Annotated in this window: 11 protein-coding genes; 8 read left to right on the top strand and 3 right to left on the bottom strand. The window is 45.1% G+C overall.

What is annotated here, in order from left to right; all coding sequences use genetic code 11:
• The first annotated feature begins 42 nt into the window (after positions 1-42).
• The 8 genes from LH23_RS20205 (at position 43) to LH23_RS20170 (ending at position 11,401) form a co-directional block, all read left to right on the top strand.
• Entirely contained in the window at positions 43-1,317 is a 1,275-nt protein-coding gene (locus LH23_RS20205) for a hypothetical protein (RefSeq protein ID WP_039295133.1), read from the top strand.
• Positions 1,314-2,369, top strand: a complete 1,056-nt coding sequence (locus tag LH23_RS20200) for a glycosyltransferase family 4 protein (RefSeq protein ID WP_039295130.1) — start codon at positions 1,314-1,316, stop codon at positions 2,367-2,369. The genes LH23_RS20205 and LH23_RS20200 overlap by 4 nt, the downstream gene beginning before the upstream one ends.
• On the top strand, positions 2,370-3,479 hold the full coding sequence (locus tag LH23_RS20195; protein ID WP_039295127.1) for a glycosyltransferase: 1,110 nt from the start codon (positions 2,370-2,372) through the stop codon (positions 3,477-3,479). It abuts the gene before it with no gap.
• On the top strand, positions 3,476-4,915 hold the full coding sequence (gene cpsB, locus LH23_RS20190) for a mannose-1-phosphate guanyltransferase (protein ID WP_269320206.1): 1,440 nt from the start codon (positions 3,476-3,478) through the stop codon (positions 4,913-4,915). The genes LH23_RS20195 and cpsB overlap by 4 nt, the downstream gene beginning before the upstream one ends.
• Positions 4,916-4,989: 74 nt before the next feature.
• Positions 4,990-6,363: a phosphomannomutase CpsG gene (cpsG, locus tag LH23_RS20185; protein ID WP_039295122.1), complete on the top strand. Its 1,374-nt coding sequence runs from the start codon at positions 4,990-4,992 to the stop codon at positions 6,361-6,363.
• Between the two features lie 140 nt (positions 6,364-6,503).
• Positions 6,504-7,913: an NADP-dependent phosphogluconate dehydrogenase gene (gndA, locus tag LH23_RS20180; RefSeq protein ID WP_039295120.1), complete on the top strand. Its 1,410-nt coding sequence runs from the start codon at positions 6,504-6,506 to the stop codon at positions 7,911-7,913.
• Between the two features lie 186 nt (positions 7,914-8,099).
• Positions 8,100-9,098, top strand: coding sequence for an LPS O-antigen chain length determinant protein WzzB (wzzB, locus tag LH23_RS20175; protein WP_039295117.1), 999 nt, complete (start codon positions 8,100-8,102; stop codon positions 9,096-9,098).
• Positions 9,099-9,193: 95 nt separating this feature from the next.
• Positions 9,194-11,401 carry a phosphoglycerol transferase I gene (locus tag LH23_RS20170; protein WP_081946140.1) on the top strand — a complete coding sequence of 736 codons (2,208 nt, stop codon included), beginning with the start codon at positions 9,194-9,196 and terminating at the stop codon, positions 11,399-11,401.
• Between the two features lie 113 nt (positions 11,402-11,514).
• Here LH23_RS20170 and hisIE read toward each other — a convergent pair whose 3' ends face one another.
• From hisIE to hisA, 3 genes are read right to left on the bottom strand one after another with little or no spacing between them, the layout of a single operon-like run.
• Positions 11,515-12,126: a bifunctional phosphoribosyl-AMP cyclohydrolase/phosphoribosyl-ATP diphosphatase HisIE gene (gene hisIE, locus LH23_RS20165; RefSeq protein WP_039295112.1), complete on the bottom strand. Its 612-nt coding sequence runs from the start codon at positions 12,124-12,126 to the stop codon at positions 11,515-11,517.
• A complete protein-coding gene (hisF, locus tag LH23_RS20160) occupies positions 12,120-12,896 on the bottom strand; it encodes an imidazole glycerol phosphate synthase subunit HisF (protein WP_039295111.1) in 777 nt (258 codons plus the stop codon). Before hisF ends, hisIE begins: the two co-directional genes overlap by 7 nt.
• Complete coding sequence (gene hisA, locus LH23_RS20155) at positions 12,878-13,615, bottom strand: 1-(5-phosphoribosyl)-5-[(5-phosphoribosylamino)methylideneamino]imidazole-4-carboxamide isomerase (protein WP_039295107.1); 738 nt, start codon at positions 13,613-13,615, stop codon at positions 12,878-12,880. Before hisA ends, hisF begins: the two co-directional genes overlap by 19 nt.
• Between the last annotated feature and the right edge of the window lie 3 nt (positions 13,616-13,618).

Genomic DNA, 13,618 nt, shown 5'->3' with positions numbered 1-13,618 from the left:
TTTAATTTTGGTCAATAAAAATAACAGAGTTAAGAGAACACTGTGATCGAAACTTTCAATACAACAGATGTTAATAAATTTAATATAACGACAGTTTTTATTGTCAAGCTTCTTATTGGTTTGTTATTAGTAAACTCCCTTTTTAGTGGGGTTGATTTCTCACAGATTGGATTGATGAAGGGGCTGTCAAGCATTGCCGATTTTGGTCTGAAAATCTTGTTGGTTCTTGTTTTATTAATTATCTTCAAAATACATAGCATAAAAATTTTCTATGTATCATTGTTTTCAATAGTGCTTATTTTAGGTGCTGCGATGGGTGCCTGGTACCATGATGGTGATTATGATAAAACGTTAGCATTTGTATTAAATTTGTGTCTTTGGTTTGTTATTTTTTTCTACGCACAGAAGCTCGAAGCTAATTTCAATATTTATAAGTTCTCTCTTAAAATTTCTACTGTATGTTTGGGGATAGCGTTAGTTTTATATTTTATGGCCATGCACGGTTTTCATGTGAAAGTGCTCGGAGGAGCATGGCTATATGATGAGAATTTTCGATTTGCTGGAACTTTTGCGGAACCAAGTTTAAATGGATATTTTTATGGCTTAATGTTTTTAATGGTTATATTCTCAACTCAAAGATATAGGTTGCCACTGGCTTTGATATTTGCTCTGGCAACATATATTTCAGGGGCGAAGTTTTCTTTTTTGATAATACCAGTTCTTCTGGCTCTGATTTATTTGTTTAAAGTAAAGGGTTTGTTTAATTACACTTACCAGTTAATTCCTTTATCTTTAATTATCCTTTTTTCGAGTCTGGCTTTTATTTACCATGATTTTTTTGCCTTTGTAGCTGAGCATTCATCTAATGCTGCAACAATGACTTATGTTACCCGCCTTGGCTTCCCTGTTGTCAGTTTCTGGCACATGAGTGATTATCCATTTGGTAGTGGGTTTTATGGTTTTAAAAGCACCTTAGGACCATTCATTGCTGACTATTGTCATGCACTCTCCGACCTGAATGTTAATTGCAATGAAATGCAGTCTTACCTTTCTTCGTATGACGCAACTGCTTTTGATAGTTTTGCTCCAAAAGATGTATTAAGCTTTGTCATTCTTACATTTGGATTGCCAGGCTTATTTATTTTCGTTACATATGTCCTTCTGTTAGCAAGTAAAATAAAGTCAAACAAAATTCTGTTTGTTATTTTAATGTATATTATTGCATCAATGTTATTTACATTGCCATTCAGGTTTATTCTATTTTATTCATTATTCTTATTTCAATGTTACGCTTATCGGGTGTCGGATATTAAATGATTTATGTTAATGCTAGGTTTTTAACTCAGCGAAAAACAGGCGTGCAACAATATGCATTAGTATTATGTCGTGAGTTAACTAAGCACATATCTGATGTCTGCTTCGTGACGCCAAATTGTGAGCTAATAGATGACAGTTGGAGGCAGGAATTTAACATTATACAAGTTGGAAAATGCAATGGTCACCTTTGGGAGCAGATTGAACTTCCTCGTTATTTGAAAAGTATCGGTAGTCCACTGCTGCTGTGTTTCACTGGGCTGTCACCTTTTTTTTATAAAAATTGCTATTTTACTATTCATGATATGTCTCTATATGCATATCCTAAATGGTTTCGTTTCTTGTACCGTGCGGTTTATAAGATAAATTATTTCATTCAATCTAAATGTGCCCGTGGGATTTTTACCGTAAGTGATTTTTCTAAATCTGAAATAGAGAAATATCTAGCTGTAAGTTCAGAAAAAATAACCGTATTGAGGAATTCTGTTGATTGGAGTATGCATTTTCAGAGCGAAAGAAACCCAGCTCCAGAACGACGTAATGAGATACTATTAGTAGGGACGCTGGAGCCGCGTAAAAATATTGAGTTTGTTATTGATGCGTTCCTGAAAGCTGATATCAGTGATTATAAACTTATTGTGGTTGGTGGTATAGGAACGGCTTTTTCAAAGGTAAATTTATCTCAGCACGAAAAAATTATATTTTGTGGCTATCTTTCTGATCAAGAATTACAGTTAAAATATAAAGAAGCCTCAATTTTTGTTTACCCTTCTTTATATGAGGGGTTTGGTCTTCCACCTCTGGAAGCAATGCAAAGAGGATGTCCTGTGATGGCTTCTGACCGTACCAGTATTCCGGAAGTTTGCGGGGATGCGGCATATTATTTTAACCCCGAAGACGCGGTGGATTTTACTAAGAAATTGCATAAATTAATCAACAATTATGAAGAGATAGCTCCAGGCCTAATTCACAATGGTTATCATAGGCTTGAGGAATTTAAAGTAAGTGATGTGATAGACAAACTTTTGGATGTAATCGGGCAAAGGAATATTTAAATGAAGGTGTTACAAGTTAGTAAATTCTACCCTCCAGTACATGGTGGAATTGAACAGGTTGCATTTGACATAAGCGAGGGTATTACAAAGGATGAGGTTAAGCCAGTAGACGTTCTTTGCGTAGATCCCTTTGGTCGAAGAGAAGGTGATGAAAAATTTAAATATAAAGTTTATCGCCAGAAATTATTAGTGCAACTTTTTTCAACACCATTATCACTTTCATTTATTACTCGTTGGCGATCTATTAGAAACCAATATGATGTAATACATGTACATCTTCCCAATCCTTTGGCTGTACTTGCTTTGTTTTTATTCCCACCCAAAGGGAAAATTATTCTTCATTGGCATAGCGATATTGTTAAACAAAAAAAACTTCTCATGTTTTTTTATCCCCTACAAAAATGGATTTTGGATAGATGTGAGAAAATTATAGTTACGAGTCCCATTTACGGCCAGTCATCTCCTACTTTGCAACATTATCAGAATAAAATTACATGTATTCCTATCGGTGTAGATACACAATGCATGCCCCTAAATGAAAAGTTGGAACATGATATTAGAGAACGTTATAAAAATAAAAAAATTGTTTTTTCGTTAGGCCGGCTCGTCTATTATAAAGGGATGGAATATTTAATTGATGCTGCGAGAGCGTTACCGCAGGATTATGTCATTTTAATTGGTGGTACAGGGCCATTAATTGACACGTTGAAAGATAAAGTGACTAAAGAAAATCTTTCATCTAAAGTAATTCTTCTTGGTAGTATTAATTACTCTGACCTGGCATCATACTATAAAGCTTGTGATGTATTCTGTTTGCCTTCAATTCATGAATCAGAGGCATTTGGTGTTGTTCAGCTTGAGGCCATGAGTTTCTCAAAACCCCTCGTTTCAACGAGTATTCCACGAAGTGGTGTGGCATGGGTTAACCAGCATAATGAAACTGGAATTGTGGTTAAGCCAAATGATGCTCAAGCCCTTGCTAAAGGAATTGTTACAGTTATAGAAAGGCATCAAGAGTACAGTGAAGGTGCAAAAGCTAGATTTGATACCATGTTTACAAAAGAACTAATGGTTAAGAATATAATTAATTTATATTCAACATTGAAATGAGTACTATTATGTCATTATTTCCTGTCATTATGGCTGGTGGCTCTGGTAGCCGCTTATGGCCACTTTCTCGAGTTCTCTTTCCAAAACAATTTCTTTGTCTGGATGGTGAGCTAACGATGTTGCAATCGACGATTAATAGGCTTCAGTCTTTGGAGTGTGAAAGTCCCGTTGTCATTTGTAACGAGCAACACCGGTTCATCGTTGCGGAACAACTCCGTCAGATGGATAAGCTCACCAAAAACATTATTCTTGAACCCGTTGGTAGAAACACGGCTCCTGCTATTGCACTGGCTGCATTGGCGGCTCTGCGCACAGATTCTACTGGTAATGCACTTATACTAGTGCTAGCGGCCGATCATGTTATCCAGGATGAATCCGCTTTTCTTGACTCTGTTTACAAGGCGATGCCACATGCAGAAAAAGGCAAGCTTGTAACTTTTGGCATTGTTCCTAATAAGGCTGAGACGGGGTACGGCTATATCCGTCGTGGGGAACCAAGTGGTTTTAATACATCTAACGATGTGTTTGAAGTGGCTCAATTTGTTGAAAAACCCGATCTTGAAACTGCTCAGTCTTATATCGCCAGCGGTGAATACTACTGGAACAGCGGCATGTTCCTGTTCCGTGCGGATCGCTATCTGGAAGAGCTGGCGAAGTTCCGCCCCGACATTCTGGATGCCTGTGAAAAAGCCATGGCGGGCGTTGATCCGGATCTGGATTTTGTCCGCGTGGACGAGCAGGCGTTCCTGGCCTGCCCGGATGAGTCTATCGACTATGCGGTGATGGAAAAAACCGCCGATGCAGTGGTGGTACCGATGGATGCCGGCTGGAGCGATGTGGGCTCCTGGTCCTCGCTGTGGGAAATCAGCGCCAAAAGCCCGGAAGGGAACGTGCATCACGGCGACGTCATCAGTCACGAAACCGAAAACAGCTACGTCTATGCCGAATCTGGTCTGGTCACTACCGTGGGCGTAAAAAACCTGGTGGTGGTGCAGACCAAAGATGCGGTGCTGATTGCCGATCGTGATCACGTCCAGGATGTAAAAAAAATAGTCGAGAAATTGAAAAATAATGACCGCTGCGAACATCTGACCCACCGTGAAGTTTACCGCCCGTGGGGGAAATACGACTCCATCGACGCCGGGGAGCGTTACCAGGTGAAGAGACTGTCGGTCAAACCGGGTGAGGGCCTGTCGCTACAAATGCACCACCACCGCGCCGAGCACTGGATTGTGGTGGCGGGCACCGCCAAAGTGACGCTGGGGGATGAGATTAAGCTGTTGGGCGAAAACGAGTCTATCTACATTCCGCTCGGCATGACCCACTGTCTGGAAAACCCCGGCAAAATCCCCCTCGACCTGATTGAGGTTCGCTCCGGCACCTATCTGGAAGAAGACGACATCGTCCGCTTCCAGGATCGCTACGGACGTATTTAATCCCTGACTAAAAAACATGCTCCACGGGCCAAGAACCCGTGGGTTGGGTAACTGTTGCCCGAAGGAGCGAAATCATGCAGCAACTGACCTGTTTTAAAGCTTATGACATCCGCGGTCGCCTGGGCGACGAACTGAATGAAGACATCGCCTGGCGCATCGGCCGTGCCTACGGCGAGTACCTGAAACCGAAAACCATCGTGCTGGGCGGCGACGTGCGCCTGACCAGTGAATCGCTGAAGCAGGCGCTGGCGCGGGGCCTGCAGGACGCGGGCGTGGACGTGCTGGATATCGGCCTGTCCGGCACCGAAGAGATTTACTTTGCCACCTGGCACCTGAACGTGGACGGCGGCATCGAAGTGACCGCCAGCCACAACCCGATGGACTACAACGGCATGAAACTGGTGCGCCAGGGGGCTCGCCCCATCAGCGGCGACACCGGCCTGCGTGACGTGCAGCGGCTGGCGGAAGCCAACGACTTCCCGCCGGTGAATGAGGCGGTGCGCGGCAGCTACCAGAAGGTGTCGGTGGTGGACGCTTATCTCGACCATCTGTTCTCCTACATCAACGTCAGCCACATCAAGCCGCTGAAGCTGGTGGTCAACTCCGGCAACGGTGCGGCCGGCCCGATTGTGGATGCTATCGAGGCTCGCTTTAAGGCGCTGAATGTCCCGCTGACGTTTGTAAAGGTGCACAACACGCCGGACGGCAATTTCCCGAACGGGATCCCTAACCCGCTGCTGCCGGAATGCCGCGCCGATACCCGCGACGCGGTGATTGCGCACGGGGCCGATATGGGCATCGCTTTTGACGGGGATTTTGACCGCTGCTTCCTGTTCGACGAGAAAGGGCGGTTTATTGAGGGCTACTACATCGTCGGCCTGCTGGCGGCGGCGTTCCTCGAAAAACAGCCTGGGGCGAAAATCATTCACGATCCGCGCCTGGCGTGGAACACGGTCGATATCGTCGAGCGTGCGGGGGGGCAGCCGGTGATGTCGAAAACCGGACATGCGTTTATCAAGGAGCGTATGCGTGAAGAGGATGCGATTTACGGCGGGGAGATGAGTGCACATCACTATTTCCGTGACTTTGCCTACTGCGACAGCGGGATGATCCCGTGGCTGCTGGTGACCGAGCTGCTGTGCCTGAAGGGTAAAACGTTGGGTGAACTGGTGGAGGATCGCATGGCGGCGTGGCCGGCAAGCGGCGAAATCAACAGCAAGCTGAAAACCCCGGCAGAGGCGATAGAGCGGGTACGCGCGCATTTTGGCCCACACGCGGAAGAGATTGACCACACGGACGGCATCAGCATGGCGTTTGGCGACTGGCGTTTCAACCTGCGCAGCTCTAACACCGAGCCGGTGGTGCGCCTGAACGTAGAGTCTCGCGGGGATGAAGCATTGATGAAGCAAAAAACTGCTGAAGTTTTAGGCTTGTTACGCCAGAAGTGAATTTTACGTTTTCTAACTCTGTGCTCTTTACTATGTGAGTTGTATCAAACTCTACCCAGAGCCCATAAGGTGAGTTAACATCAATGCCACATTTCAAGCCGCGTGTAGGGCGCGGTGAGCACACCTGACAGGAGTATGTAATGTCCAAGCAGCAGATCGGCGTTGTTGGTATGGCCGTGATGGGGCGCAACCTGGCGCTGAACATCGAAAGCCGTGGCTATACCGTTTCCGTATTCAACCGCTCCCGTGAGAAGACTGAAGAAGTCGTCGCAGAGAACCCAGGTAAGAAGCTGGTTCCTTATTACACAGTGAAAGAGTTCGTTGAATCTCTCGAAACCCCGCGTCGTATCCTGTTAATGGTGCAGGCGGGTGCTGGCACCGATGCAGCAATCGACTCTCTGAAACCTTATCTGGATAAAGGCGACATCATCATTGATGGCGGCAACACCTTCTACCAGGACACCATTCGTCGTAACCGTGACCTGTCTGCCGAAGGCTTCAACTTCATCGGAACCGGTGTTTCCGGCGGTGAAGAGGGCGCTCTGAAAGGCCCATCCATCATGCCTGGCGGCCAGAAAGACGCTTACGAACTGGTTGCGCCAATTCTGACCAAAATTGCTGCGATTGCTGAAGACGGCGAGCCATGCGTAACTTACATCGGGCCTGACGGCGCCGGTCACTACGTTAAAATGGTTCACAACGGCATTGAATACGGTGACATGCAGCTGATCGCAGAAGCGTATTCCCTGCTGAAACACGGTCTGGACCTGTCCAATGAAGAGTTGGCAGAAACCTTCACCGAGTGGAATAAAGGTGAGCTGAGCAGCTACCTGATCGACATCACCAAAGACATCTTCACTAAGAAAGATGAAGACGGGAAATACCTGGTTGATGTGATTTTGGACGAAGCGGCCAACAAAGGCACCGGCAAATGGACCAGCCAAAGCTCCCTGGACCTCGGCGAGCCGCTGTCCCTGATCACCGAATCAGTATTCGCTCGCTATATCTCTTCTCTGAAAGAGCAGCGTGTTGCGGCATCTAAGGTTCTGAGTGGCCCGCAGGCTAAGCCATTCACCGGTGACAAAGCTGAGTTCAGCGAGAAAGTTCGTCGCGCACTGTACCTGGGTAAAATCGTTTCTTATGCTCAGGGCTTCTCCCAGCTGCGTGCTGCATCTGAAGAGAACAACTGGGACCTGAACTACGGTGAGATCGCGAAGATCTTCCGCGCGGGCTGCATCATTCGTGCCCAGTTCCTGCAGAAAATTACCGATGCCTATGCTGAAACCCCGGCTATTGCAAACCTGCTGTTGGCACCTTACTTCAAGAAAATTGCCGATGATTACCAGCAGGCCCTGCGCGATGTGATTTCTTACGCTGTGCAGAATGGTATCCCAACCCCGACTTTCTCCGCTGCGATTGCTTACTACGACAGCTACCGTGCTGCCGTGCTGCCGGCTAACCTTATCCAGGCTCAGCGTGACTACTTCGGGGCGCATACCTATAAACGTACTGATAAAGAAGGTGTGTTCCACACTGAATGGTTAGATTAATTCTAAAATCTAAAAGTTAGTGATAAAGGGTCCTTTTGGGGACCCTTTTTATATAATGTGCATGATTAGATATTTTATGGCCAGATTTATTTAGTTATAAAGTGGTGTGGCAGTTTTATTTTTAGTAATATCAAATATCTCTAATCTCTTTGAAGTATGGAAAATCAAGAAACTCCTAGGGTTAATATGAACACAAATAATACCAATTTGACTAAGGTTCGCGCTGAAAGTCAGATCGAAGAATCTATCGATCTAATCGATCTTTTAATGCAGCTTTGGCGTGGTAAAAAAATAATTTCTATCTTTATTGTTATCTTCATCGTTTGCGCTATTGCATATTTATTTGTCGCTAAAGAAAAATGGACATCATCAGCCATCGTTACTTTGCCGGATGCCGGCCAAGTTTCTAACTATAGCAACGCGATGAACGTTCTGAGTATTCAGCATCCAGACAGTGCCCCGACGCTGATTGATGTGCAACAACGCTTCTTTGGGCGTTTTAACTCCGCTATTTCAGCCCTTTCTGAACAGTTGGGTAACCAGGAGAAACCCGAAAAATTAACCATTGAACCCGTGAGTAATGATCAGCCTCTGCCACTAAAAGTAAGCTATGTAGCCAACTCCGCAGAGCAGGCACAGAAAACGTTAAATGTCTATCTGCAGCAGCTCAATAAGAGAGCGGTGAGCGAGCTTGATGATGACCTGAAGTCATCGATCAACTCAAAAATTGATAGCTTAAAAGAACAGCTAACAGCCAAAGAAAAAGTGGCTAAAGAGAAACAACAAAAACGTCTGGATGAGCTGAACCAGGCGCTGATTGTCGCTCAACAGTCCAATATTACTAAGCCGGTGGTCTCGCAGGCAGAAACCTTGTCGCAGGACACCTTGTTTGTTCTGGGCAGCGAGGCACTTGCTTCGATGATAAAAAATGAAGCTTCCCGCCCACTACCTTTAGACAACTCATACTTTAACGCCCGCCAAGCGTTGCTTGCTGTCAGTGACTTGAAATCGACGCCGGAAACGACCTATGCGTTCCGCTACGTCATGAAGCCGACACTACCCGTCCATAAAGATGGTCCTAAAAAAGGGCTAATCTTAGCTATAGCAGCATTGTTGGGAATTTTTGTTGGCGCGAGTACAGTATTCTTAAGAACTGCACTACAAAGCTATAAAAAAAATTCTTGAGTATCATTAAATGAATTGCTATGCCTCTTGATTTAGAAAGCATAGCATTCATCACTCCTCGCAGATAACACTATTTATATTGCATTGAGCTAATAATGAATTTTATTTTTGTTTTGACTCTGGTTTTTTTAACATTATTATCAAGAAAATTAATAAAAACAAAAGTGATAATAACATCCTTGTTTATCCTCATTTATGCTTTTTGGTACACTAGTAATTTATTTACAGGACAAGGCGTTACTGATGCGGTTTATTATCATATCCTAAATACCACACATGGCGTTTCCTTGGATGATATAAAATGGAAGATTTTAACTTCCTGTGTTTTTTTAATAAGTATGGCAGTGTTTGTTTTTGTATCATTTAAGATAGCAAAGAATAAAAAAACTTTCGATAATCACTTTATTTCCATCATGTTCTTTGCTCTTTTATTAACAGCTAATCAAACGGTCTTTTTTTCTAACGTCATAAGTTCAATAAAAGATCTTTCTCAAGGCGATGGTAGTAAAGTTGAAAACCACTATAAGTCGCTAAACCCAGAAGTCAGTGAGCGGTATAATTATGTTTTTATTTATGCTGAGAGCCTTGAACGTACATTTCAATCTCTTGGGGGAAAAAATTACACACCTCGTTTAAGTGAAATTGCTGATAAAAATATAGAGTTCACTAATGTCCAGCAAACACCAGGTATGGGATGGACAATGGCTGGCATCGTTAATACTCAATGTGCTATACCACTTGTATTAGCACAGGGAAATTCTGGTAATAGCATTTCACATTTTTTGCGTGGTGCTGATTGTGTGGCAACATGGTTCGAGAAAAAAAATTACATCACAGAATTTATTCGCGGAAGCGATAAAGAGTTTGCCGGCGGAGATAAATTTTTTGCTCAACACGGTTGGATAAATCAGCACGATAAACAATATTTTCTTGATAACAATCTGGCCAGTCAGGAACAAATCAGTGGTTGGGGTGTGCACGATGATGTATTACTCGAACATGCCTATAATGAATTCGAAAAATTTAGTATATCAGGCAAGCCGTTTTTATTATCTTTATTAACAGTTAATACCCATCCGCCATCTGGAACATTTTTGCAGACATGTGAAGAAAAAATATCTAATCACTTTGATAATGATATGCTGCGTTCAGTAGCATGTTCAGATTATTTACTTTCAGATTTTATTGCTAAAATTTCTCAGAGCAAATGGTTTGATAAAACAATTATTGTTCTGGTTTCTGACCATTACATGATGGAAAATGATGCAAGTAAAATTCTTACTGCCAATGAAGATTCTCGAAAAAACCGTTTCGTTATTATAAAAAAAGGCATTGTACCCCAAAAAAACAATAGTCTTGGATCGTTGTTGGATGTATGGCCGACTGTTTTCGATATCGCTGGTGCAACAAATCCAGAGTTCGGTTTTGGAATTAGCTTACTGTCAGAGAATCCTTCGCCTTATATCGCTGATTTTTCGAGCAAAAGAGAAATTAAGGACTATCTTAATTTTTCATCTAAACTATGGCGATTGCCTTCTATTAATGATCGAATGTGGTATTCTTCAGGTAAGTTAAATATAGATGATCAAAAATTTAATTTGCCATTGTATGCCACACTTGATAGCTCAGGTAATTTTCAATCAATATATTTCGATGCATTTGCTAAAAATGCACCGTTGCTAGCGATGGAAAATAAAAATATTTTTTATGCTGATCTCTGCAAGAATTTAAATGTAAGAAGCAATGATGTATGTGCTTACAATATTTCAAAGGATACATCAACACAATTTTTCATTGATAGTAAAGGGATTCATCATCGTAGTGATATAAAACGGCCTTCAGCGTTGTTCAGCAATAATTTGATTGGTATATCAACTGGACCTTTTACTGTAGAGACTGGTGTCTCCTCGGGTAACGATGGAAATATACTTAAGCGTGGCATTACTTTTATTGGGGGGCATGATGGCTTTAATCTGTCTAAAACCCTTTCTTTTGATACTTGCATGGGAGAAGTCGTCGATGAAAAGAAAGTTCATAAGATATATCAGCGTTCTAATAAGAATTTGATATTTGCTTCCAACGACTCGATTTTTTGCGGCGATGTAAATGCGTTGCAGTCAATTAGCTCTGTGCTGAGGCAAAAAGAAATAAATCATGTTACGACTCGGCAACAAATTATAGGCGTCTATTCAGGTGGTGAAATTGATTTTGTTATTGGTTTGCCAGAGCTGCCACTGGATGCCTTTATAGAAAAAAGTAACAATAAAATTATTCGAATGTGCGAACTATTTTTTGACTGTTAATTAATGATGGATTAATTTGCGACCTGTTTCTAGTATGTACCTTGAGGGTTTAAAGGCTAAAATAAACAGTAAATTTCTATTTTAGCCTTCTCTAATTATCTTTGCGTTAGCTGTTATTTATGCCGGGCCCGCAAATTCTCAATCACCGTACTCAAGTCCAAATCCTGATCCTGCAGCAGCACCAGCAGGTGATACATCAGATCAGAGGCTTCGTTGGTCAGCTCGTGACGATCGTTCACGGTTGCGGCCAGCGCGGTTTCCACGCCTTCTTCACCCACTTTCTGCGCAATACGCTTGGTGCCGCTGGCGTACAGTTTGGCAGTGTAGGAACTTGCTGGATCGGCCGTTTTACGCGAGGCCAGCAGTTGCTCAAGCTCAAACAGGAAATGCCAGTCGTGGTGCGCTTCCCCGAAGCAGCTTGAGGTCCCCAGGTGGCAGGTTGGGCCGATGGGGTTCACCAGCACCAGCAGCGTGTCGTTATCACAGTCAGGCGCAATACGCACCACGTTCAGGAAATGGCCTGACGTTTCACCTTTCGTCCACAGGCGCTGTTTGGTGCGTGAGAAGAAGGTGACTTTGCCGCTTTCCAGCGTTTTTGCCAGCGCGTCCTGGTTCATATAGCCGAGCATCAGGACTTCGCCCGACACCGCGTGCTGAACGATAACCGGCATCAGGCCATCGGTTTTTTCCCAGTCCAGCTGGGCTAGCTGTTGTTCTGTTAACACACTCGAATCTCCACGCCTTGCTGAACCAGAAACGCCTTCAGTTCACCAATATTAATAATTTGCTTATGGAACACGGAAGCCGCCAGGGCACCGTCAACGTCTGCATCGCGGAAGGCCTCATGGAAGTGTTCCATGGTACCTGCTCCACCGGAGGCGATAAGCGGCACGTGGCAGACTTCACGCACTTTCTTCAGCTGTGTCAGGTCGTAGCCGTTACGCACGCCATCCTGGTTCATCATATTCAGGACGATTTCCCCGGCGCCGCGCTTCTGCACTTCCTGCACCCAATCCAGCGTTTCCCACTTTGTTACTCGTGTACGGCTTTCGTCGCCGGTGTACTGATTTACGTGGTATTTGCCGGTTTCTTCGTCAAACCAGGTGTCGATGCCGACCACGATGCACTGCACACCAAAGCGATCCGCCAGGCGAGTGATAAGCTCAGGATCGGCCAGAGCAGGGGAGTTAATGGAAATCTTATCCGCCCCGAATGACAGGATCTGCGCGGCATCCTCAACGGATTTAATCCCGCCCGCCACGCAGAAAGGAATATCGATCACTTCCGCCACGCGGGTCACCCAGCTTTTGTCCACCACGCGGCCATCGCTTGAGGCGGTGATATCGTAGAAGACAAGTTCATCTGCGCCTTCCTGAGCATAGCGTTGCGCCAGCGGCACGATGTCGCCGATGATTTCGTGATTACGGAACTGCACGCCTTTCACTACCTGGCCGTCACGCACGTCCAGGCAAGGGATTATCCGTTTTGCCAGCATGAAATCGCCTCCTTCACGTTAAATTTACCTTCCAGAAGCGCGCGTCCAACAATCACGCCTTTCACGCCGCTGCCGCGCAGGGCGGCAATATCATCCAGCCCGCCAATGCCGCCGGAAGCCTGGAAGGCGACCTGCGGGAAGCGCGCACAAACTTCCTGATACAGCTCGACGTTTGAACCTGCCAGCGTGCCGTCGCGAGAAATGTCGGTGCACAGCACATGTTTCAGGCCGAACGGCAGGAACTGCTCCACAAGTTGTTCCAGCGTGGTGCCGGAGGTTTCCTGCCAGCCGCTCACCGCGACCTGCTTGTTACCTTCGGCATCAATGCGCACGTCCAGTGCCAGCACCAGGGCATCGGCGCCAAAGCGTTTAAACCAGCTTTGTACCAGCACAGGGGATTTCACCGCAGTGGAGCCAACCACCACGCGAGCGGCACCCGCTTCCAGCAGGGCTTCAACGTCCTGCTCGGTACGCACGCCGCCGCCAACCTGAACCGGCACGCTCACGCCAGCCAGCAGTTTTTGCAGCAGAGGAATTTGCCGGGCCGCCGGATCTTTAGCCCCGGTCAGGTCAACGAGGTGCAGTACTTCTGCGCCCTGTGCCTGATAATCCTGTAAACGTGGAAGCGGATCGCTGCCGTAGTCGCGCTGCTGGCCGTAATCTCCCTGATGGAGACGCACCACTTTGCCGTCAATTAAATCAAGAGCCGGAATGATCATCGT

This window comes from Cedecea neteri (genome assembly GCF_000758305.1).
Taxonomy (GTDB): domain Bacteria; phylum Pseudomonadota; class Gammaproteobacteria; order Enterobacterales; family Enterobacteriaceae; genus Cedecea; species Cedecea neteri_C.
This window is presented reverse-complemented; position numbering and strand designations above follow the sequence as displayed.

Coding starts and splice junctions, on each gene's coding strand:
- LH23_RS20195 (WP_039295127.1), top strand. CDS start 2,370: ATGAAGGTGTTACAAGTTAGTAAATTCTACCCTCCAGTACATGGTGGA.
- LH23_RS20200 (WP_039295130.1), top strand. CDS start 1,314: ATGATTTATGTTAATGCTAGGTTTTTAACTCAGCGAAAAACAGGCGTG.
- gndA (WP_039295120.1), top strand. CDS start 6,504: ATGTCCAAGCAGCAGATCGGCGTTGTTGGTATGGCCGTGATGGGGCGC.
- cpsG (WP_039295122.1), top strand. CDS start 4,990: ATGCAGCAACTGACCTGTTTTAAAGCTTATGACATCCGCGGTCGCCTG.
- hisA (WP_039295107.1), bottom strand. CDS start 13,615: ATGATCATTCCGGCTCTTGATTTAATTGACGGCAAAGTGGTGCGTCTC.
- LH23_RS20170 (WP_081946140.1), top strand. CDS start 9,194: ATGAATTTTATTTTTGTTTTGACTCTGGTTTTTTTAACATTATTATCA.
- wzzB (WP_039295117.1), top strand. CDS start 8,100: ATGAACACAAATAATACCAATTTGACTAAGGTTCGCGCTGAAAGTCAG.
- hisF (WP_039295111.1), bottom strand. CDS start 12,896: ATGCTGGCAAAACGGATAATCCCTTGCCTGGACGTGCGTGACGGCCAG.
- cpsB (WP_269320206.1), top strand. CDS start 3,476: ATGAGTACTATTATGTCATTATTTCCTGTCATTATGGCTGGTGGCTCT.